Source organism: Halioglobus sp. HI00S01 (assembly GCF_001635445.1).
GTDB classification, from domain to species: Bacteria; Pseudomonadota; Gammaproteobacteria; order Pseudomonadales; family Halieaceae; genus Halioglobus; species Halioglobus japonicus.
Genome location: NZ_LWEE01000322.1, coordinates 154,851 through 176,881, shown reverse-complemented (window position 1 = coordinate 176,881; position 22,031 = coordinate 154,851). Strand labels below are relative to the sequence as shown.

At 57.9% G+C, this 22,031-nt stretch carries 18 protein-coding genes; 7 read left to right on the top strand and 11 right to left on the bottom strand.

The window, feature by feature from the left end; all coding sequences use genetic code 11:
• Positions 1 to 3: 3 nt before the first annotated feature.
• The 4 genes from A3709_RS20500 to A3709_RS20485 are packed head-to-tail and all read right to left on the bottom strand — an operon-like array spanning position 4 to position 4,421.
• Positions 4 to 849 (bottom strand): sugar phosphate isomerase/epimerase, encoded by an 846-nt coding sequence (locus tag A3709_RS20500; RefSeq protein ID WP_156507879.1) that lies wholly within the window; start codon positions 847 to 849, stop codon positions 4 to 6.
• Positions 846 to 2,168: a sugar MFS transporter gene (locus A3709_RS20495; protein ID WP_066059131.1), complete on the bottom strand. Its 1,323-nt coding sequence runs from the start codon at positions 2,166 to 2,168 to the stop codon at positions 846 to 848. Before A3709_RS20495 ends, A3709_RS20500 begins: the two co-directional genes overlap by 4 nt.
• A gap of 33 nt (positions 2,169 to 2,201) precedes the next feature.
• Positions 2,202 to 3,248 (bottom strand): sugar phosphate isomerase/epimerase, encoded by a 1,047-nt coding sequence (locus A3709_RS20490; protein WP_066059129.1) that lies wholly within the window; start codon positions 3,246 to 3,248, stop codon positions 2,202 to 2,204.
• Positions 3,249 to 3,263: 15 nt separating this feature from the next.
• The gene (locus A3709_RS20485) at positions 3,264 to 4,421 is read right to left on the bottom strand and encodes a Gfo/Idh/MocA family protein (protein ID WP_066059127.1); all 1,158 of its coding nucleotides are present in this window, start codon (positions 4,419 to 4,421) and stop codon (positions 3,264 to 3,266) included.
• Positions 4,422 to 4,536: 115 nt separating this feature from the next.
• Here A3709_RS20485 and A3709_RS20480 point away from each other — a divergent pair, with 115 nt between their 5' ends.
• On the top strand, positions 4,537 to 5,250 hold the full coding sequence (locus tag A3709_RS20480; RefSeq protein WP_066059122.1) for a helix-turn-helix domain-containing protein: 714 nt from the start codon (positions 4,537 to 4,539) through the stop codon (positions 5,248 to 5,250).
• A gap of 2 nt (positions 5,251 to 5,252) precedes the next feature.
• On the opposite strand, the gene A3709_RS20475 is transcribed toward A3709_RS20480, so the two are convergent.
• The 5 genes from A3709_RS20475 to A3709_RS20455 all read right to left on the bottom strand — a co-directional run bounded on the left by A3709_RS20475 (position 5,253) and on the right by A3709_RS20455 (position 11,121).
• Positions 5,253 to 5,966 carry a DUF1080 domain-containing protein gene (locus A3709_RS20475; protein ID WP_197484320.1) on the bottom strand — a complete coding sequence of 238 codons (714 nt, stop codon included), beginning with the start codon at positions 5,964 to 5,966 and terminating at the stop codon, positions 5,253 to 5,255.
• 12 nt (positions 5,967 to 5,978) lie between these two features.
• Complete coding sequence (locus A3709_RS20470) at positions 5,979 to 6,731, bottom strand: TonB-dependent receptor (RefSeq protein ID WP_066059116.1); 753 nt, start codon at positions 6,729 to 6,731, stop codon at positions 5,979 to 5,981.
• A gap of 1 nt (position 6,732) precedes the next feature.
• Positions 6,733 to 7,608: a CoA ester lyase gene (locus A3709_RS20465; protein WP_066059113.1), complete on the bottom strand. Its 876-nt coding sequence runs from the start codon at positions 7,606 to 7,608 to the stop codon at positions 6,733 to 6,735.
• Positions 7,609 to 7,738: 130 nt separating this feature from the next.
• Positions 7,739 to 9,886, bottom strand: a complete 2,148-nt coding sequence (locus A3709_RS20460; RefSeq protein WP_066059110.1) for a 3-hydroxyacyl-CoA dehydrogenase NAD-binding domain-containing protein — start codon at positions 9,884 to 9,886, stop codon at positions 7,739 to 7,741.
• Positions 9,887 to 9,912: 26 nt separating this feature from the next.
• Positions 9,913 to 11,121, bottom strand: a complete 1,209-nt coding sequence (locus tag A3709_RS20455) for an acetyl-CoA C-acetyltransferase (protein ID WP_066059107.1) — start codon at positions 11,119 to 11,121, stop codon at positions 9,913 to 9,915.
• Between the two features lie 210 nt (positions 11,122 to 11,331).
• On the opposite strand from A3709_RS20455, the gene A3709_RS20450 reads away from it, so the two are divergent.
• Positions 11,332 to 12,546: a CaiB/BaiF CoA-transferase family protein gene (locus A3709_RS20450; RefSeq protein ID WP_066059104.1), complete on the top strand. Its 1,215-nt coding sequence runs from the start codon at positions 11,332 to 11,334 to the stop codon at positions 12,544 to 12,546.
• Here A3709_RS20450 and A3709_RS20445 read toward each other — a convergent pair.
• Complete coding sequence (locus A3709_RS20445; protein WP_066059101.1) at positions 12,543 to 14,552, bottom strand: AarF/UbiB family protein; 2,010 nt, start codon at positions 14,550 to 14,552, stop codon at positions 12,543 to 12,545. The two genes, A3709_RS20450 and A3709_RS20445, sit on opposite strands and share 4 nt — an antisense overlap.
• 272 nt (positions 14,553 to 14,824) lie before the next feature.
• Between A3709_RS20445 and A3709_RS20440 the strand changes: the two genes are divergently transcribed.
• Entirely contained in the window at positions 14,825 to 17,197 is a 2,373-nt protein-coding gene (locus tag A3709_RS20440; RefSeq protein ID WP_066059098.1) for a serine/threonine-protein kinase, read from the top strand.
• On the opposite strand, the gene A3709_RS20435 is transcribed toward A3709_RS20440, so the two are convergent.
• The gene (locus A3709_RS20435; protein WP_066059095.1) at positions 17,175 to 17,969 is read right to left on the bottom strand and encodes an enoyl-CoA hydratase; all 795 of its coding nucleotides are present in this window, start codon (positions 17,967 to 17,969) and stop codon (positions 17,175 to 17,177) included. The two genes, A3709_RS20440 and A3709_RS20435, sit on opposite strands and share 23 nt — an antisense overlap.
• Before the next feature lie 126 nt (positions 17,970 to 18,095).
• On the opposite strand from A3709_RS20435, the gene A3709_RS20430 reads away from it, so the two are divergent.
• From A3709_RS20430 to A3709_RS20415, 4 genes are all read left to right on the top strand, one after another.
• The gene (locus A3709_RS20430) at positions 18,096 to 19,322 is read left to right on the top strand and encodes an acyl-CoA dehydrogenase family protein (RefSeq protein WP_066059092.1); all 1,227 of its coding nucleotides are present in this window, start codon (positions 18,096 to 18,098) and stop codon (positions 19,320 to 19,322) included.
• Positions 19,322 to 20,101 carry a glucose 1-dehydrogenase gene (locus tag A3709_RS20425; protein ID WP_066059089.1) on the top strand — a complete coding sequence of 260 codons (780 nt, stop codon included), beginning with the start codon at positions 19,322 to 19,324 and terminating at the stop codon, positions 20,099 to 20,101. Before A3709_RS20430 ends, A3709_RS20425 begins: the two co-directional genes overlap by 1 nt.
• A 62-nt stretch (positions 20,102 to 20,163) precedes the next feature.
• Positions 20,164 to 20,613 carry a hypothetical protein gene (locus tag A3709_RS20420; protein WP_066059087.1) on the top strand — a complete coding sequence of 150 codons (450 nt, stop codon included), beginning with the start codon at positions 20,164 to 20,166 and terminating at the stop codon, positions 20,611 to 20,613.
• Positions 20,614 to 21,039: 426 nt separating this feature from the next.
• Positions 21,040 to 22,026, top strand: coding sequence for an FHA domain-containing protein (locus A3709_RS20415; RefSeq protein ID WP_066059084.1), 987 nt, complete (start codon positions 21,040 to 21,042; stop codon positions 22,024 to 22,026).
• Positions 22,027 to 22,031 lie beyond the last annotated feature (5 nt).

The window sequence follows — 22,031 nt, the reverse complement described above, 5'->3', positions numbered from 1 at the left end:
CGCCTACCCCAGATGCCTGCGAATAAAAGCAATGCCATCCCGATAGAGTTGCTCCGGGCTATCATAGGCATTGCGCCACACGTTTGCAGCCTCTGCCAGGCCAGGGTCTGAGGTGCCGAAGGCTTCGATCACCAGCCACCCTGAATAATGAATATCCTCTAGTGCGGCAAAGGTCCCGGCCCAATCCACTTGTCCAGTACCCAGCGTGCCGCGGTGGCTTTCGCTCAGGTGAACATGGTTAATGCTATGCTGAATCGACTTGAGCGCAACAGAAGGTATCGGGTCTTCGATGTTTGCGTGGTGGGTATCGTAGTGCACGCCAACATTGGCACGGCCCACCTGCTCTACCATGCGGTGGCCATCCGCCGCCGTATTGATCAGGTAAACCTCAAAGCGATTGAGTACTTCCAGGCCGAGCTTGAGGTCGACGCCAGCGGCGTACTCGCCTGCTGCACACAGGTAGTCTGCCGACCAGTCCCACTCCTGCTCGGTGGCGCCACGTCCCGTGAAGTACTTGTGGGCCTGGTATATGCCGCCGATGAGGATCTCCGCGCCTATGGTCGCCGCATCGTCAATGGCCGCTTTGATGTTTTCCAGCGCCGCTGCTCGAATGGCAGCATCCGGGGAGATGGGGTTGGTCTCGGGCCCGACAAAGGCCGATGCGGTGCGCGCCAGGTTAAGATCATCACAAGCACTGGCCAGCGTTTTCAGGTCCGCTGCGCTGTGGCCACTCATGGGTATTTCTACACCGTCGTAGCCCGCTGCGGCCAGGCCCTCAAAAACGGGAATACTGGCCGGGGTGGTCTCCACACCCCAGAGCAGCATGTTCATTCCTATTTTGACGTTCAATGTGTGTCACCCTGCCCGTGAATGGACTCGGCACCATCACCGCCGCGCTGCCGGTCATAGAGCCAGATAACCCCGAATACCGGCAGTAACAGCAGCGGAATCCAGGCGACTGATTGGAAGGATTCTACCGAAGCGTATCTCACAGCGGTTTCCATGGCCTCAGGTGACAGCGTGGCGAGTTGGTCGGCGCCACCGGCGGCTTCGGCCTTGGCCGCATCGAAAATGCCGCCCATCCGCGGCAACACGAACTGGATCGACATACCGCCGGCAAAGCCCATGAGGCCCATCGCCATGGCGCCTCCGCGGGGGAAACGCTCGCCGACAATGCCAAGCATGGTCGGCCACATGTAGCACACACCAATGCCCCACACGGTCGCCGCGGCAAAGGCAAGCGCCGGGGTGTTGGCCAGGCTGAGCAGGTAAAGCCCGATGCCGGCGGCAAGGCAGCTCACAAACATCAGGCCTACCGATGAAATACGCTCGACAATGGGTCCCGCAAAGTGGCGCATCACGAACATCAGTGCGCTCACATACACCAGTAACAGAATGCCCCGCATGCCGACAATGTTGGACAGTGCAATATTGACCCACTGCCCAGGAGCAAGCTCAGCTGCTGCGGTAAGGAACATACAGGCCCAGAACACCCAAAACAGTGGGCGCTTGAGCAATTCTGCAAACATGTCGCCATAGCTCACACCGGCGGCAACACGCTCGGTTTCCGGAAACTGTGAGCTGGCCACCATCCAGGTCAGCACGACCGCCGGGATTAGCAGTACGAACATATTGATCTCCCAGGGAATGCCGACGGCGCTAATCGCCACGCCCAGCAGCCCGCCAACAACAATACCTGCTGGCCACCAGGCGTGCAGGATGTTTAAGCGATGGGTTTTTTCCTCAGGGAACAGTGCTGCAACCATAGGGTTTGAGGCTGCCTCCACTGCGCCCCAGCCCAGCCCGGTTAACAACAGACTTGCCAGCACAACCATCTCCACCGTTAGGCCTACCGGCATCACGGTGGCCGCGAGCAGACCCAGTGCGCCGGCAATATAGCCCAGCGCCGACAGCAGTAGCATGCGCTTCATGCCCACCAGATCGACCAGGGCGCTACCAAACAGCAGTGTCAATGCAAAGCCGGTAAAAGTAATCCCGAGTGCTTCGCCGACCATGGCGGCAGAATTGGCCAGGTCGATCTGGTCGTATATGTCTGCCTGCAAGTTGGGCGCGATATTGGCACGGACCGCGAACCCCAGGCCAATCATGAATATGGATAGATTGCCCACGTAATAGAGACGCTTGCGGTTGATCTCGGTATTGGTCATCACATGTTCCACTATTGTTATTGTTAGTCTGGTTTATTCGATGCCGAGTATACGCCGATTGGCGGCATCGTCGGTGCCTGCGCCGGCAAAGTCATCGAAGGCTTTATCTGTCGTGCGAATCATATGGCGCTGGATAAACTCAACACCCTCCGCCGCCCCGTCTTCGGGGTGTTTCAGACAGCACTCCCACTCCAGTACGGCCCAGCCGTCGAAACCGTACTTGGCAAACTGGCTGAAAATACCGGAAAAGTCTACCTGGCCATCGCCCAGAGAGCGGAACCGACCGGGACGATCTTTCCAACCCTGGTAGCCGCCATACACGCCGCTGCGACCATTCGGGTTGAATTCCGCATCCTTGACGTGAAACATCTTGATTCGCTCTCGGTAAAATTCGATGAACTGCAGGTAATCCAGCTGCTGCAGCAGAAAGTGGCTGGGATCGTAAAGAATGTGTGCTCGAGGATGTTGGTTAGTCGCGTCCAGGAACATCTCGAAGGTAATGCCGTCGTGCAGGTCTTCGCCCGGGTGAATTTCATAGCACAGGTCCACCCCGGCCTCATCAAAGGCATTGAGAATGGGTGTCCAGCGTTTACCCAGCTCGGCAAAACCGGTCTCCACCAACCCCGCGGGACGCTGCGGCCAGGGATACATGGTGTGCCATAGCAAGGCACCTGAGAAGGTCGCATGGGCATTGATTCCGAGATTCGCGCTGGCTTTGGCGGCAAGGCGCAATTGCTGTACGGCCCACTCCTGACGCGCACTGGCGTTGCCGCGCACGGCTTCAGGGGCAAAGCCATCGAACAACTCATCGTAGGCCGGGTGAACCGCCACCAACTGTCCCTGCAGGTGCGTGGACAATTCGGTGATCTCGACGCCGTTTTCACGGCAAATACCCTGCAACTCCTGACAGTAGTCCTTGCTGTCGGCAGCCTTTTCGAGATCGATGAGGCTGGACTCCCAAGTCGGCACCTGGACGCCCCGATAGCCGAGGTCACCGGCCCATCGGGTAATGTTTTCCAGCGAGTCGAAGGGCGCCTTGCTATCGATAAACTGGGCGAGAAAAATCGCGGGTCCTTTCATGATCGTTTCCTTCGGTTAAAGGTGTTCGAGACGATGCCATTTGATGTCACTGCTTCCGGCCCGCACAGCGAGTTCGATAAAGGCCATGCCACGCACGGCTTCGGCGATGCCGGGGCAGTCGGCGCTGCGCGCATCCGGAGCAACGCCCTGCTCAACGGCGTTTATCTGGCCTGCAAAAGCGACATAGAGATTGGCGAAGGCTTCCAGATAACCTTCGGGATGCCCCATGGGCGTGCGGGTATTCGCCGCCGCCATGGCGCCCAGGTAGCCTCCCCCGGTGCGCAGCATCTGGGTGGGTCGGTCGGGCCATTTGAGCCACAGGGTATTCGGCTCCTGTTGCGACCACTCGAGGCCGCCCAGCGTGCCGTATACACGGATGCGCAATGCATTCTCCTCGCCCACGCACACCTGGCTGGCATGTAGCAGGCCTTTGGCACCGCCGCCGAAGCGCAGCATAATAGAGCCGTCGTCATCCAGGGTGCGCCCTTCCACGAACGCAGTGAGGTCAGCGCAGATATCCTCGATCTGCAAACCCGAAACATACTCCGCCAGATTCGCCGCGTGCACGCCTATGTCGCCCATGCAACTGCTGACACCGGCCCGGGTGGGATCGAGCCGCCATGCGGCCTGCTTGTTGTCGGCGTCTTCCTCGCGGTCGGCGAGCCATCCCTGCGGATATTCAACAACGACCTTACGCACCACGCCGAGTTCGCCGCGCGCTGTGCGCTCGCGCGCTTCCTTGACCAGTGGGTAACCGTTATAGGTGTGGGTCAGTCCGTACAGTTGTCCGGTGGCAGCGACGATGTCTCTGAGCGCTAGTGCCTGAGCGAGGTCAAAGGTGGCAGGTTTGTCCGAGAGAACGTGAAAGCCCGCTTCCAATGCGGCTTGGGCAATCGGAAAATGCAGATGATTAGGCGTGACAATGGCCACAAACTGCATACGCTCCGTCGCGGGCAGGGCCGCCTCTGCTGTCAGCATCGTCTCGAAGTTGGGATAACAGCGTTGTTCGCCTAACCCCAGTGCCAGACCTGAGCGCAGCGCCCTGTCCGGATTGCTGCTGAACGCGCCGCAGACGAGGTCAATCTTGCCGTCCAACGCCGCCGCCATCCGGTGCACTTCACCGATAAAGGCCCCTTCGCCGCCACCGACCATGCCCATTCTGACCCGGGTCATCGCCTTTACTCCCAAAGATTATTGATAGTCGCCCCTGCAGTGTGCCGTTCCATGGTCCACATTGCTTGGAAAATTTCCGTTATCATTAGAATGAATTCGGCGTGCCAGACCTAATATGACAAATCTTGTTTTCGACTCCCTTGACCAGTTACAGACACAACTCGGGGTGCTGGAGTTGATTCCGGACACCCATGCCTGGATGAAGAACACCCAGGGCGAGTTTGTTTACGGCAATACCCTGTTCACCGCGCGTTTTGGTATGGGGCACCCCGGAGAGCTGCTGGGTAAGACCGACTTTGATCTCGCGCCTCCCGACCTCGCACAGCGCTATACCGAGGATGACCGGCGCGTACTTGCCGGTGGTAGGGTGAACGATCGCCTGGAGATGATCGGGTCTGCGGCTGAATCGCTGGAGTGGTTTCTCACATCGAAGTGGCCGGTGTTCAACGCCACGGGCGCAATCATTGCCAGTTTTGGCATGAGCCGTCATCTGAACCCGAGTGAGCGCACTGCCATCTCCTATCGCGAACTGGATGTGCCCATACGCTACATCCAGGCCCACTTCGCCGAGAGCCTGTCCGTAGCCGATCTCGCCAATGCCAGTAATCTTTCCGTCAGCGCACTCGAGCGTCGTTTTCGGCAGCACTTGGGCAAGACACCACACCAATACATTATTGAAGTCCGCCTGGAACACGCCAGGCAACTGTTGCTTGAGACAGACATCCCGATTGGGGCGATCGCGGCTGAAACCGGGTTTGCCGATCACAGCCACTTAAGCCGCAGCTTTCGCCAGCACTACGGTCAGTCCCCAAGCAGTCTGCGCCGCTAGGATCAGGGCAACTCCTTGATGCGGATATTCCGGTACCACACCTTGTCGTAGTGGTCCTGGAAGCCGATATGGCCCTTGAACAAGGTGCCGTACTTGGGCCGAGAGGTGAATTTGCTCTTTTCGTAAAGGGCCTTCCATTCCGGACTGCCCTGTTCGAACTGCGCAGTGATGCGGCCATTGAGCCAGAATTCGACGTTTGCACCGTCGGCGATAATGTGTACCTCATTCCAATAGCCCGCCGGTTTGGAGGTATCGTGATCAGGCACAATCATGTCGTAGTAGGCACCTGCGCGATGACTGGGGATGCTGGCGTCTTTGTGCAGTGCGTTGTCGAGCACCTGCATCTCATAGCCGGTGTGGTGCATGGTGCGACCACTTTCATCGGCGCGGATAAAGATGCCGCTATTGCCGCCCGGGCTGATGGCCCACTCAAGTTTCAGCTCAAAATTGGCGAACTGCTCGCGGCTCATAAGATCGCCACCCCAGCCGACTCTGGCCAGACAGCCGTTCTCGATCGCCCAACCCGAATTGACGGAATCCTCTTTGTAACTCCGCCATTGGTCAAGCGACGAACCATCGAATAGCATGCGCCAGCCGGTGCTCTGTTCTTCTCCAGTCAGCCCGCTCACACATTCTGCAGGATCGATGACGGGATCGCTTCCACAAGCACTGAGACTCCACACGACGACTGCGCTCAGCAGGGTTCTTATTGTCATATCCGTCATTCCTCAGTGGAGCGCGTAATTGAGCCCGAGGCGAATAGTCACGCCGGGGCCAGGGAATCCAACAGCAGTATAGTAATCCTCGTCGAACACATTATCCGCAGACAGCGCTATGCGCCAGTGGTTCGCAGGTCGCCGGTTAACACTCAGACCGAGAAGGTGGTAGTCGTCCAGCGTCGATTGAACGGCCTCTCCCGTGTGGCGATACAGTGCGGCCGCGCTCCACCGGGGATTGATATCCCAGGTTTTTGAAATGGCAAACGGCGGGGCGGCAAACAGCCGCTGGTCGTACTCCAGTGTAATCAACATCATTTTCGCACCACTCGCCAGGGCATGACTCATTTTCTCAGCGTAGCGCTCGCGTATCGGCGTGGGCAAAGCCACCAGCGCTGCGCGGTCAAACACTGCCGCACAAGCAGCGATGTCCTCATCGGGCACATCGAAGTAGTCACGCTGGAGATAACGCAAACCCGTCGCGCTATAAGCGCATAACTGTCCCTCAGTCGATTGCGTGTAGACAATCGCGTGTTCGGTAAAAAACGCTGTAGCGGCCGTAGCACTCAATTCGTTGGCGAGCACGGGATGACTGCGCATCGGCCAGACAATGTCCAGGGTTTTTCCCGCCAGGGGCACGAACACAGCTTCCCCTGCGGCAACGCCCAGTGATTCCCAGTATTGCGCCAGCTGCCGGTTGGTTTCGTCTTCTTGAAAACCAATTTTGCTGTTAGTCCAGCGGTCCTCCCAGAATGAGGCTTCCATCTCAGGCTACCTGGCCTGATATGGCTGCCGCCAGTGCCAGGCAGCGTTGCGCCTCTTCGACGTGCAGTGCCTCAACCAGGCGGCCGTTTACCACGACGACGCCTTTCCCCTCGGCCTGCGCCGCCTCAAAGCCTGCGATAATTTCGCGAGCGGCAGCGACTTCAGCATCGCTGGGTGCGAAAGCCGTGTTCGCTGCGGCCAGTTGTTTGGGGTGAATCAAACTCTTGCCATCAAAGCCGAGGTCTCGTCCCTGCTGACAGGCGAGCTGGAGTGCCTCATCGTTGTCGAGGTCTAGCGCAACGCCGTCGATCACATCCAGGCCATTCGCTCTGGCAGCATAAACACATAGATTCAGCGCGGCAATGAATCCCAGACGGTCCGGTGTGTGCCTGACCCTGGTGTCCTTGGCCAGATCAGAGGTGCCCAGCACAATACCCGCCAACCGCGGGTGCGCTGCAGCGACTTCACTTATATTCAGTATACAGGCAGGCGTTTCAGCCATTAGCCAGATGTCGATATTGTCATCACAACCGGCGCGGTCTGCGGCCACAACGGCCTGTTCGACATCTGCAGCGGTAGATAGCTTGGGAAATAACAGACCTTGCGGTGGCGCACCACAGGCAGCAATCGCGGCGAGGTCATCAGCTGCCCAGGGCGAATCCATGGCATTGGTACGAACAATAACTTCACGATAGCCGTAGCCACCCTCTTCCAGGGCCGCAACAACCTGTTCGCGAGCGACTTGCTTCGCTTCAGGAGCTACTGAATCTTCGAGGTCGAGAATTAGGCAGTCGACTGGCAACTGGCGAGCCTTATCCAGAGCGCGCGGGTTGGAACCGGGCATATACAGCATGGATCGGCGGGGGCGTACAGACATATTTTCTTCCAGGCTAGATAGACAATAGGCGCGAGTCCTGACGGCAACCAGTTCACTGTTGAACCGGCGCCGAAGGTCTGCGCGCCTACCATATCAAAGTAGCGTGTCGGGGACGAAGCCCCGCAGCGATCTATTCGAAAATTTCACCTGCGGCCAGCTTGTCCGAGACAATGGCGGGTGCTTTAAAGCGTTCGCCGTAGGCCGCTTCCAGCTCGGCGCAGCGGTCGATGAAGCGCTGCAAACCGTAGGTGTTCACGAATTGGATAAAGCCGCCGGTCCAGACCGGTGCGCCAATACCCATGATTGAGCCGATGTTGCCATCGGCCACACTGCGCAACACGCCGCCTTCCAGACACTTGAGCGACTCAATGACCTGGCGGAACAGCAGGCGATCCTTGATATCCTGGGCCGGAAGATCAGTTTCCGGCTTGTGGTAAAGGTCGAGCAGCGTTGGCCACAGCGAGCGACTGCCGTCCGCGGCGTACTCGTAAAAACCACCGCCGTGGTGGCGCCCGCCTCGTCCGTGCTCATCGACCATAGTGGCAATGACTGCGCGGCCCACACTTCCGTCACCCCATTGATCGAGAACGCCCAGATCCGCGTGGGTCTGCCCTGCTTTTTTAGTGAGTTCCAGGCTGACTTCATCATGAACCTGCAAGGGGCCCACAGGCATACCAATCGCCTTGCCAAGATTATCCACCTGGATGGGATGCACCCCGTCGACCAGCAGCTGCATACCCTCGTCGAGATAGGTGCCGAAAGTTCGGGAGGTGAAGAAGCCCAGTGAGTCGTTCACCACAATCGGTGTTTTGCGAATCTGTTTGCAGTAGTCAAACGCCTTGGCCAGGGCGACATCTCCGGTTTGCTCGCCACAGATGATTTCGACCAGTGGCATCTTGTCTACGGGTGAGAAAAAGTGAATGCCTATGAAGTTCTCAGGCTTGGTGGCGACCTCTGCCAACTGGGTAATGGGTAGCGTGGAGGTGTTGGAGCCCCAGATGCCGTCCTCGGCCAGATATCCCTGCAGATCTTTGGTGATCTTGTGTTTGAGCTCCATGTTTTCGAACACCGCCTCAATCACGAGATCGCAGCCCTGCAAATCCGCATCCTCTGCGGTTGGCTTGATCAATGCGAGAATGGCGTCGGCCTTTGCCTGATCCATGCGTCCCTTGGCGACCCGTTTGGCCAGCAGCGTCTCGCTGTAGGCTTTACCCTGGTCTGCAGCTTCCTGACTAATGTCCTTGAGCACCACCTCGATTCCGGCCATGGCAGACACGTAGGCGATGCCCTGCCCCATCATACCTGCGCCCAGTACGCCAACTTTAGTCGTCTTTTGAGGTTCGATATCTTGCGGTCTGCTGGCGCCTCCATTGACCTTGTTCATACCGAAGAAGAAGGTACTGATCTGGTTCTTGGCCTCAGGAGTGATGGCCAGCTCTGCCAGACCGCGGGATTCGACCACCAGGGCGGTATCGAGGTTGAGACGCGCTGCCTCTACCGCACAATCGAGAATTTTAATCGGTGCCGGCAGTAAGCCGCGGGTTTTCTGGAAAAGCATGGCTGGCGCGGCGGTAATCATCTGCGCATTGGCAGGGTGTGCCGCATTGCCACCGGGGATCTTGTGGCCTTTAACATCCCAGGGCTGTACCGCTGCAGCCTCATTGTCTTTATTTTCCAGTATCCACGCCTTGGCGCGGGGTACCAGTTCATCGACTGACGCTACCGTTTCATGAATCATGCCTGCCGCCAGAGCTTTTTCGGGGCTGACACGGGTTCCCTCCAGTAGGTATGGCAGTGCGGCCTGTAAGCCGAGCAAATTAACCATGCGAACCACGCCGCCACCGCCGGGGAGCAGGCCGAGGCTGACTTCGGGCAGACCTAACTGCACGGCCCGATTATCCCAGGCGATGCGATGATTACAGGCCAGGCAGATTTCAAAACCGCCACCCAGAGCAGCGCCGTTAATGGCCGCGACGACTGGCACGGGCAGCTTCTCCAGTGACCGCAGCTGGCCTTTGGTGAGGTCCAGTTCCTGCATGAACTGAGGGATGTCCTCTTCCTGGGCGGCCAGCAAGTCGTACAAATTGCCGCCGGCGAAGAACACCTTTTTGGCCGAGGCCAGAACCACACCGGTCAGGCCCTCTTCTGCCTGCAGCCGGGTAATCGTATCCCCCATGAGCTGCCGATACTCTTCGTTCATTGAGTTGACGGGGCCGTTCATGTCCATGGTGACTGTAACGATGCCGTCTGCGTCTTTTTCGTAAATAAATCCGCTCATAATGTTTCCTAACTCCTCAGCCAGCTCTAGACGCGTTCAATAATGGTGGAAATACCCATACCGCCACCGACACAAAGTGACAGCATGGCGCGCTTGAGATTGCGCCGCTCCAACTCGTCGAGCATGGTGCTGACCAGTATCGCGCCCGTTGCACCCAGTGGATGTCCCATGGCGATGGCGCCGCCACAAACATTGGTGACATCGTGGCTGATATCCAGGTCTTGCATATAGCGCATCGCTACGGATGCAAACGCTTCGTTGATTTCCCACAAATCGATGTCCGATTTATTGAGGCCCGCTATTTTGAGGCACTTCTGTGCCGCAGGTCCGGGTCCGGTCAGCATGATGATTGGGTCGGTCGACAGGACGGTGGCGGCGACAATTTTGCCCCTGGGCGTAAGCCCGAGATCCTTGCCCGCCTGCTCCGAGCCAATCAATACGGCGGACGCACCGTCGACAATGCCTGAGGAATTGCCCGGGGTGTGAACGTGGTCGATACGATCAAGCTGGCTGTATTTCTCGATGACCATGTCGTCAAAGCCCATGCCGCCGATCATTTCAAAAGACGGGCGAAGGCCTGCCAGGCCCTCCATGGTGGTGTCAGGCTTGATGAAGTCGTCCTTGGCGAGAATGACCTGACCATTGGCGTCTTTCACCGGAACCACGGAGCGATCAAAGTAGCCGTTATCCCGGGCGTGCGCCGCACGCTTCTGCGATTCCATGGCGTAGGCATCAACGTCTTCCCGGCCCCAGCCACCCAGCGTGGCTATGGTGTCGGCACCGATGCCCTGGGGGACAAATCGGGTCTTGGTGCTGAAGGCGGGATCGCCGCCCATGGCGCCGCCATTGCTACCCATGGGTACCCGCGACATGCATTCAACACCGCCGGCAACAATCATCTGGTGCCAGCCCGAAGCGACCTTGGCAGCGGCGCTATTGACAGCCTCCAGGCCAGACGCGCAGAAGCGATCCACTTGCACGCCGGCAACGGATTCGTCCCAGTCGGCGTTCTGCACAATCATTTTGGCAATATCAGAGCCCTGCTCCCCCACCGGGGCGACACACCCCATGATGACGTCGTCGACATAGGACGTGTCGAGGTCGTGGCGTTGTTGCAGCTCGCGCAGGAGCCCTGCACCGAGGTCGACAGGTTTGACTTCATTCAGGCTGCCACCAGCTTTGCCCTTGCTGCGGGGCGTTCTGACGGCATCGTAAATATAGGCGGTGTTGCTCATCTCGCTTCCAGTTGAATGTGAATTGGGAGCGCCATCATGGTCAATGGTCCAGCGACTCTCAATGACCGCACCGCTGGAAATAATTGACCGCAGGTGACAGGCTGTTTTTTGTACAGCTGGCATCAATTGAGCGATGTTTTTGGCAGAGATGGTAGTGTTGCTCGGCGATGTGGCGGCTACAATGGACTGAAAATAACAACGAGATGCAGCATGGACATTAAACTGAATGAGACTCCCACCGGCCCACTGGCCGGGCTTACCGTACTCGATATCACCAGCATGATTACCGGTCCGCTGTGCAGCCAGATGCTCGGCGACCTCGGTGCTGACGTGATCAAAATCGAACCCGTTCACGGCGAAGTGGCACGCTGGATGGTGCCTCCCCAAAAGAACGGATTGACCGGCTTTTACTGCCAGATGAACCGCAATAAGCGCAGCCTGGCACTGAACCTGCAGTCGCCCGAAGGCGTCGACATCCTCAAACGCCTGGCTGCCGACGCAGATATCCTCGTCGAAAACTTTCGCGCGGGTGTTGCCGATCGTCTCGGTATTGGCTACGACGACCTGAAATCACTCAATCCGCGCCTGATCTACGCCGCTATCACCGGATTCGGGCCCACAGGTCCCTACTCTGAACGCCCTGCCTATGATCCCATTGCCCAGGGGCTGGTGGGTATGATGCATATCCAGGGTGCGCCGTTTGGCGGCAAGCCGCAGCTTATCCAATCCGCTATCGTCGACAAGACGACGGCGACGACCGCTGCAGGTGTGGTGATGGCCGCCCTGTATGCCAGGGATCGCGAGGGCGGCACCGGTCGCGGGCAGCGCGTGGATGTGCCGATGATCGATGCTTACGCCGCCAATTCGCTCCCGGATATGTTGCCGGTCGACACATTCCAACCTTCCGATATGCCAGATGCCGAACCGCTGGCGGTGTTGCGCAGCTTTGCCACCCAGGATGGGCACGTAGTGGGTATGGCGCTACAAGACAATCACTTCGAGGGACTGTGCAAAGCACTCGAATGCGAATTTTTGCTGGAACGTGAGGGTATGCGCAATGTCGGCGAGAGGATTACGGATTTCGGCCCATGGCTGGATGCTATCGAAGTCGAAATTGCCAAATGGCCGACGGATGAATTACTGCGCCGCTTCGACGAAAATGGGGTGCCCTTTGGCAAGGTAAAAACCATTCGAGAATTCGCGGAAGATCCCCAGGCGCTGCACAATCGCACCCTGTTTGACGCAGAGCATCCCGACAACGGCACCATGCGCTATATCCGCTATCCGGGACACCTGTCCGAGACGCCTGCGAGCCTGCATAAACACCCACCTACCCTGGGCCAGCACTCTGAAGAGATTCTCGCCGCTGCAGGATACAACGACACAGCTATTGCCAGCCTTAAAGAAGCCGGTGTCATCGGTTAAATAGCTTTTCTGCGCCCCACCGGCAGGTCCGCTGCGACCTGCCGCAGCAGGCGGCGGCGATAACCCCGAGCCTGCCGATAGCTTTCAAGTGCAGGAAACTCCAGCATAACGCGGGCGATATCCTGACTGATTGCCCAGCGCGAAACGCCCTTGTAAATGCCCAGATAAGAGCCGAGCATCGCCGTTACCGACCGGCTCAAATGCAGGTAATCGCTGTTAATCACAATACCCTGCCGCCCCATGACGGCAGCCAGCCCCATCGCCAGTTCCAGGCGTTTTACCAGCCCGTCTGTGCCTTCGCGATAAATCGTCAGGGCGAAATCCAGCCCCAGTGGCGTGACATCTGCCTCGATCAGCGCCTGCTCAACGAGGGTCAGAATCTCCGCGCGCTGGGATTCGAGGACTGCAGAATCCATACCGAGCTCAATCATTGCCGTGGTGATGGCGTGTGGGTCGGCGGCAAAAATGGCCTGCAGGTAATTTACCGTAGGGCGCCAGATATGGCTGATGTCGACGCTGTTGCCCCAGTCGATAAAGTAGAGCTGCGAGCGCTCATCCACCAGCAGATTGCCCGGGTGCAGGTCGCCGTGGAATTCCTGGTACACCAGCATGTGCGATAACAGGGTATGCAGAAACGCCCTGCCCACCTTGCGCCGCGAACGCAACGATTTGCGCCGCCCCAACTGTTTGAACGCGGTGCCAAGACTGGCACCGGTTTCGATGTATTCCATTTCAATAATACGCCGGGTCGTGGCGTATACCTGCGGCACGTGCCAGCCCCCGGTGTGCCGGGCGCGCTCCTGGAAACGGGTCTGCACCGCCGCCTCCGCCTCGAAATCGAGTTCAGCGCGGAAGCCCTCTACAAAAATATCGACCTGGTCGAGCCAGGAGTTAAGAAACGGCGACAGCTTGGAGTGCGGAGCCCAGTACTGGCTACTGAGAATGGCCAGCTTGATCACGGTTTTGCCGATCAGAAATTCGCGCTCGAGATTATGGCGCCCCACTTTGACAACAACCGTTTGTAATTCCTGCCGGCCGCGGCGGTTGGTTACCGGCTTTTGCGCCACGTACACAGAGGCAATGGAACCGGATTTGAGCGGTTTACTGGCATCGAAATCGTAGTAGCGTTTCGAGGGCTCCTCGCCAAAGCATTCCTTGAAAGCCTGCTCGACCTCCCAGGGCGCCATGGGCTCAACGTCCTCCTGAAAAACCTCTAATGCTTCGCTGATTTCCTCAGGAAGGAAATCCGAACCAGAGGCCGCCACCTGTGCCATTTTAATGAAGAAGGGGCCGAACTCGCGCACCATTTGCGCGACGACGCCTGCCTGAGCCTTGAAGTCGTCAGGATCGGTATCAAAAAACTCGCGGATATAGGCCAGCGCCCCCACCTGCCGACGAAACACATCGAGATCAGAGCGCAGTACGCCGGTCTGGTCGTAGAGCTCGCGCAGCTGGCGATTATTACTGCTGCGCATCGCCTTGAGCTGATTGAGCACATCCACGATGAGCGGCTCATAGGCGCTGATCACGATGCGCGCCACATCGAGACTCACCTCGCCCAGACCCTGCAGCTCGGGTTCTGCCATGAGGTCGTTGAAGAAACTCCAGAATTCTTCAGTGACCTGTTCGGGAATGGGTATGACACTGCGTGCCGTGACCTGATCAATCAGAAACCGGATCAGGTTTTCGGTGCTTTCCTCATTAGGAAGTATGTTGTCTTCGCGCAGTCGCCGGGTGACATCGCGAATTTGTTTTGTCAGGGGATGGGTTCGCAGGGCCAGAAACAGCGCATCAATGGCGTCGTGCAGTTCCGCCTCGGTCACATCAGCGTGGCGATTGATGAGCGTGGCGAGCGGCCGCATGGCCACATAGATCTTGGCCAGACCGCCGGCAAAAGCGCCGGTGGCGCGCATGGCCGTACCGGTCCGCTCCCGAATCAGCGGCAGCCACTCTTCCAGGCGAGGCTGGGCGTCAGGAGTTGCGGCGGCTGCAGCGTTTTTCGGCAAAAGTACGTTCCGTGCCGGCATGTCACCAGCGCAATCTTCGAAAGGGAGTGAACGCGGGGCGGGGATACCGGCTCCGGCGCGTCATGTTCTCATTGTGTACGAACAGGCAGCACTGGGCAAGCGCGGTGCGCGTGTGCTGCCAGAGTCCGTAGTTGGTGGTCTATTACTCGACTTTCTCTCGATGCGAATTCCGGTTATTCTCTTGGCGTCTCGGGCACATTGCGAATAAATACAAAAAGCCTCACAGGAAGTGATTGCATGGTAAGTTTCCCATGCTGAGTGACAGAATCGGACTGGTCGCTCAGCGCTACAGAATCGAGTCTACACTCGGCCGCGGCGGCATGGGTGAGGTCTATCTCGCTGACGACACCAGCCTCGATCGCAAGGTGGCCATCAAATATCTGCGCGGTGACTTACCTGATGGCGACTGGCGCGATCAGATGCGCGATGAGGCCCGCCTGCTGGCGCAATTGAGCCATCCCAACATCGTCCAGATTCATGATATCCTCGACGAAGGCGGTGTGCCCGCCATGGTCATGGAGTACATCGACGGTCGCAACCTCTTCATCTACCTGCGCGAGCATCGCACCGATGTCAGCCAGCGCCTACATTGGCTGGCACAGATCTCCTCTGGCATTGCCGCTCTTCACGAAGCCGGCATCTGCCATCGCGACCTGAAAATGGAAAACGTGCTGATCGGTCCTGGCAAGATCGCCAAGGTCAGCGACTTTGGTATTGCCAGCGAGACCGCCGACCCACAGGCGGATGTGTCCGCCCTGGGCAATCTCGCCGAGGCGGTACTCGGCGACAAGAAACACGAGCTAAGCCCCAGCATCCGCGAACTCCTGCAGCGTATGCTTGCGGAGCAGCCCGACCTGGGCGCCGCTGAGGCTGCGCATGAATTCCAACTCGCCTATTACGCCTCCACCCAACAGGAGACACCGCTGCCGGATGCACTGACACGCCAGTCGCACAGCAGCCGCCACCTGTTCGGAGCCATTTTAGTCATGGCTATAGCGGGATTCGCATACTGGTATGTCCTGGCCTCTGCGAACGTAACCAACGTCGCTGTTGTGCCCACTACTGTGACCGCCGCCGGTGCCGATGATCGCGAAGCACGCTGGTTGCGCACCGCCCTTAACCAATCCGTCAAACAAAGCGTCATCGATAGCACGGGGCTGGCCCTGGTGCAGTTTCGTCAGGAAGAACTGGCGGTAAATACGCCCGTCGAACTGTTGGAGACCCTGGGAGCAGACAGCCTGCTGGTATCGAGCCTGGATTGCGGTCAGCACACCTGTGAACTGTCTATGGCACGCCTGGAAGCGCCGGATGCCAGCGTGAGCCGTCAGTTTAACGCAACAGTACCATTGGACTCGGCACTGGACGCGGTCGAGCAAACCATGGCGCAATGGCCGCTGCTGTTCCCCGAAACGGGCGTTGAGGTGGCGAGTATCGCCAGCCAGATCAGTGAAGAGGACTATCGCGCTTATCTGGATATCTATCGTATCCACGAACAAGGTGGCAGTAACAGCGTAGACCTCTTCGCCAACCTGCAGACAGTAATTGAGCGCGCCCCGGGCTATGCGCCCGCCTACAAGTTATTGGCAGACATCGGCTACCAAGCATTCCAGACGATGGCCGCCCCCCAGTACCTTGACGCGCTGGAGCAACAGCTGGGTGAGGGTAGCCGGCGGGTGGCGGATCCGGCACTGCTCGATACCGCCTGGTTTGAGCTCTACACCGGGCGCGGTGATATCGCCGAAATGCAACGGGTTCGCGATCAGATCATTGCCAACAACCCAGATCCGGCGATTGCGCACTATCTGCAGGGACGTATCTTAAGCAAAGACAAGGACTTCCCCGCGGCTGCCCAGAGCTATGCCCGTGCTTTAAGGTTGCAACCCACCAGCGAGCATTACTACGCGCTGGCACGCAGCCAGTATTTTGGGGGCGATGCGACAGCTGCCAGCGAGTCTCTTGAGCAGTCCCTCGAACGCTACCCGAATAGTGCCAAGGCCCTGAACTTGCTCGCGCTGATTGCCTTCGAACAGTGGTCGCTAGAGCGCGCAGTAAACCTCTGGGAGCGCAGCCTGGCGCTCAGTGATAATCCTGTGGTGCGCAGCAACCTGGGGAATGCTTATCTGTACACCGAGGATTACCCGACCGCAAGAATGCACTTTGCTCAAGCCTATGCTGCTGATAGCCAGGACGCCGTGCTCATTCTCAGCCTGGCCGATGTGGAATCGCTGTTGGGCAACACAGAGCGCGCGCGCGAGCTTTACACCGAACTCCTGGGGCGGCATAGCGCCGGAGATTCATTGGTGTTCGATGAAGCAGCAGCGCAAGCGGCTGCGCATATGGGTGAGTTTGAGCGCGCCCTCAAGCTGATCAAGAATCAGACCTCTGACTTCCAGGGCAATCCGATGATCAGTTTTTCAAACGCGCTGGTGTATACGCTTGCCGGTCAGTCCCTGGCAGCCCTCGTAGAAGTCGACAGTGCGGTCTCTGGGGGCATGTCCGGTCATTTCTTCGATCTGCCCTGGTTCGACAGGTTGTGTGCGGAGAACCGTTTTACTGAAATCATGACCGCGGCCGGCAATACCGGCCGCTGCACGGGGGGCGTTATTTCCGGGCCCGCGCCTTGAGGGTCGACAGGCGCTCCGCCATTCCCGAAACATCGATACTGCTGTTGTACGCATTGGACCGCTCGCCCTCCATCACCAGCGCCTGCCCCAGCGTATCCTCCCAACCTTCACTCATCATCGCTTTAATCGCAAACAACGCCTCAGGCAGTGCCGTGGCAATCTGATGGGCGGTATCCAGGGCCTCGGCAAGCAGGTCATTGTCTGAACAGACGCGGTTGACCAGCCCCCAGGCCTCAGCATCCGCTGCGCCGAAGTAATTGCCGGTAAAGCTAATCTCCCTGGCGCGGTTTATACCCACCAGACGGGGTAATTTCTGCGACAGCCCCCACCCTGGAATGAGCCCTACGCGGGCGTGGGTGTCAGCGAATCGGGCGGATTCCGCCGCGTAAAGGAAGTCACAAGCGAGCGCTATTTCGAAACCTCCTGTAACGGCAAAGCCATTCACCGCTCCAATAATCGGTTTCTGGCAGGCATTGAAGGCGCGCATCACACTGCCACCGGGGCCGAGTTCGCCGCTTTCCATCAAGCCGTTGCCGCTGGCCAGTTCTTTCAGATCGACGCCGACGCTAAAGGCCTTGCCCCTGCCAGTCAGCACAATGGCAGACACAGTTGGGTCTTCGCTAAGGGTACTCAAGGCAGCGACCAACGCATTGAGCAGGCTGACACTGAGCGCGTTGAAGCTGTCCGGGCGATTGAGTTCCACGAGTGCGACGCCCTCCCCCTGGCTCACGATCAGTTGTCCGTCGGCAATTTCCTCGACACTGTTAAACATCCAGACTCCTCCTGCACGTAGGTATCATTTTTATCAATGGCCAAGCATTGTTGAAATTAATTTGTCGAACGATGGCGCCAACCATACCATCGCTGCATACCCATACACGAGAAAAGGCGAGAGATCATGTTTCAGTTCAGCGATCAGTCACTGGCGCTGCAGGCGCAACTGCAATCTTTCATGGACGAGCATATTTACCCCAATGAAGCGGCCTATCACGCCCAGTTAAACAGTGCAGACAACCGCTGGGCAGCACTGCCCCTCATGGACGAGCTCAAGGCCGCCGCTCGCGAGGCCGGGCTGTGGAATTTGTTCGTGCCCCCCTCGCTGTCCCAATTTGTCGATCACGATGGCATGAGCAACCTCGATTATGCCCCGTTGGCAGAAATGATGGGGCGGGTGCTGTGGAGCCCTGAGGTGTTTAACTGTAATGCGCCAGATACCGGCAACATGGAAGTATTCATGAAGTACGGCACTGAAGCACAGCAGGCCCAATGGTTGACGCCGCTGCTGAATGGCGAGATCCGCTCGTCCTACGCCATGACCGAGCCGCAGGTTGCCTCCTCGGACGCCACCAACGTGGAGTTGCGGATTGAGCGCGACGGCGACGAATGGGTGCTCAACGGCCGCAAGTGGTTTATCACCAATGCTATGTATGAGCGCACCAAGATCTTTATCGTTATGGGTAAATCTGACCCGGACAATGAAAATCGTCACAAGCAACAAAGCCAGGTGCTAGTACCCAAGGGCACCCCGGGGCTGGAAATTGTTCGCCCGCTGACCACGCTTGGTTATGACGACGCGCCGATAGGTCACGCCGAACTGCGTTTCGACAATGTGCGGGTACCTACAGAGAATATTCTGCTCGGCGAAGGTCGCGGGTTTGAAATCGCCCAGGGTCGCCTGGGGCCAGGCCGGATTCATCACTGTATGCGCCTTATCGGCATTGCCCAGCGTTCGCTTGAGATGGCCTGTGCGCGCAGCGTCAGCCGCACCACCTTTGGCCGTACGCTGGATCGCCACCAATCGGTGCGCGAGGACATTTCAAAGTGCTATTCAGAAATTGAAATGGCGCGCCTGCTGGTATTGAAAACCTGCGCGAAAATGGATGAGGTGGGCCCCAAGGGAGCGATAGACCTGATTGCCGCCAGCAAGACCAGTGTGCCTATTATGATGCAGCAGGTGATTGATCGCTGCATGCAGATGCACGGCGCCGGTGGCCTCACTGAAGACTACTGTATGGCAGAGGGCTTCAACTACGCGCGCTGGTGCCGCCAGGCAGACGGCCCCGACCAGGTTCACCAGATGGCCCTCGGCAAGATGATTATTAAACGCTATACGGAGCAGTCCTGATGACCCAGAACGTGGACGCGATATTGTCCCTAGAGGGCAAAGTTGCCCTGGTCACCGGTGCATCCAGCGGTCTGGGGGCTCATTTCGGCCGCGTACTCGCCGCGGCGGGTGCCCAGGTTGTGCTCGCTGCCCGGCGCCAGGAGAAGCTCGAAGCCCTGGTGGACGATATTGCCGCAGGTGGCGGTCGCGCCATCGCGGTCAGCATGGATGTCACCGATCCGGACAGTGTCAGCGGCGCGCTGCAACACATTGAGGCATCCGTCGGGACAATCGACATACTCGTCAACAATGCCGGCGTCGCCGCGTCGCGCTATAGCCTCAAGGCTTCCGAAGAGGATTTCGATCACGTGATGAACGTCAATCTGAAAGGTGCCTGGCGTGTGGCCCAGGGCGTTGCCCGCTCGGCGGTCGCGGCCGGGCGCCCCTGCAGTATCGTGAATATTGCCTCCATCCTTGGGCTGCGGGTCAGTTTTGGGGAGAGTATCTACGCCATGTCTAAAGCTGCCGTGGTGCAAATGACCAAGGCCCTTGCACTGGAACTCGCCGGCAAGCAGATTCGGGTGAACGCCCTCGCCCCCGGCTACTTTGCCACCGAACTGAACAGTGATTACCTGTACTCAGAGGAAGGCCAGGCATACCTCAAGGACACCCCTGCCGGCCGCATGGGCGATCTCGACGAACTGACGGGGCCGCTGCTACTACTGGCCAGTGATGCCAGCACATTCATCAATGGCGCCATACTCCCCGTCGATGGGGGGCACCTGGTCAAAGCCCTGTAAGCTGGCGTAATTGCTGTAACGACCCCAAAACGAGATGCTGGCATCGTCGTCATAGAACGGCGATGTCTAACAAAAACAGTATGGGGTTTGCCGTGATTCTCAGTCTCGACATACGCGATTATTCCGAAGTTCAGCACATGTTCCGCCGCTATCCACGCGCCATATTCGGGCTGGCTATGCCCTATGCGCCCGAGAGTGATTTCGCGGACATACTGGCCCAGGGAGAGGACTTGTTCATTTCCGCGCATGGCTCGCCCAGCACCATTGGTCACCCCACTAGTGGCGTGCGTTTTTCAGCGGCCGAGTTGGCCAAGTGGCTCACCGAGCGGGTCGTGCCGTGCAATTTCTTCGGTAATATTTATATCGCCGCGCCCGGTGCCAATCACTACTACATCAATGAGCTACTCGATGCGCTCGGCAGCGAATTTGAGGGCCGCGTACATGGCTTGTTCGATGTTGCCTATAGCCAAATCGTGCCTCCCGGTCGCAACAACTGGGTAAGGGCCGCCTGATAAGCTTTATTTAACAACAGCTTATAAGCTGTTGTTAAAATTTCAACGAGATAGGGTGGCGCCCGTTATCACTCCTATCCCCCAGAAATTTCCTTGCGCTGCATTGCCACGCGCCCTATTACTCACTTTTTGAACCGGCCCAACTGAACTGAACCTCGGCGCGAAGCAGCGCCTAAGCAAAAAAGCGAGCCAAAAAAAAGCGGCCATCCCTGGCCGCTAATTTCCGCGTGGTGTGCATTCCCATGCACGTGGGCATTGTGATTAAAGGCATCTTTAATTACGATTACGCACAATTACACGGTAAGCTTGCCTTAGGTTGCACTGGGCATGGAATTCGACTATTTTCGTCGGAGTTATCGGGGACCTTCCTACCGTTTACAGCCAGATCACGGAAGATTGGCTAATAATTAATCAAGGCGTGCTCCCATGGCGCAATTGCGCGATAAAGACAACAAACGAAGCTTCTTCCTTCGTACACATCACACCATCGGACGCTGTGCGGAACGATCCGATACGGTGATGAGCAACCCTATTGCATCGCGAATCCACTTGTCCATGGAGTGGGACGGCGAACGTTGGAACGTGCGCGACTTGTCCAAGAATGGCACCTGGCTGGGTGCGACTCGGCTTCACCCCAATCAAAGTGTGCCCGTGCGCATCGGCGACAAAATCCATATCGGTGCGCCGGACATGCCCCCGCTGGAATTTATCGATGACACAGAGCCGAACTCCGGCCTACTGGGAATGACCGAGGACACCCAGGATCTGCCGCTCGAGCCCTTTGTATTCCTGCCTTCGCCGGACAATCCCCAGGCGGTACTCATTTACTCTTATCACCGTCGCTGCTGGCTGTTGCAGCCGATGGAGCAGGACAATATCCAGGGCAACGAGCGGGTCATTCATCACGGGGACACATTGCGCTACGATGGCCACGAATGGCAGGTATTTCTGGCTGAAACCGAAAATGCCACCGAAATTTCGGTGTCACCCGAGCAGAAGCTCGAAGATATCGAGTTTGTATTTGACCTGAGCCAGGACGAGGAAAACACCGGCTTGCAGCTCAACTGCGGCAGCGACAAGGTCAATCTTGGCGAGCGCAGCCACCACTATCTGCTCATGCACCTGGCCAGAATTCGCGCTGCCGATGCAGGCAACGGCTATGACCAGAAAACCCAGGGCTGGATTGACAACGAACAGCTTAAGAAAGACCTGGGTATGGATATGCCCCACATTAACATCATGATTTTTCGCGCGCGCAAACAGATCTCGGAGAATCTTGAACACAGTCTCGATTCCGATCAACTTATCGAACGCGGCAAAGGACGCATGCGATTCGGCAGTCCGCGCTTCAAGATCTTCAAAGGCGAAAGCCTGACCTACTCCCTGCCCAGCGCAGAAGCATCCGCTGGTTAAACCGC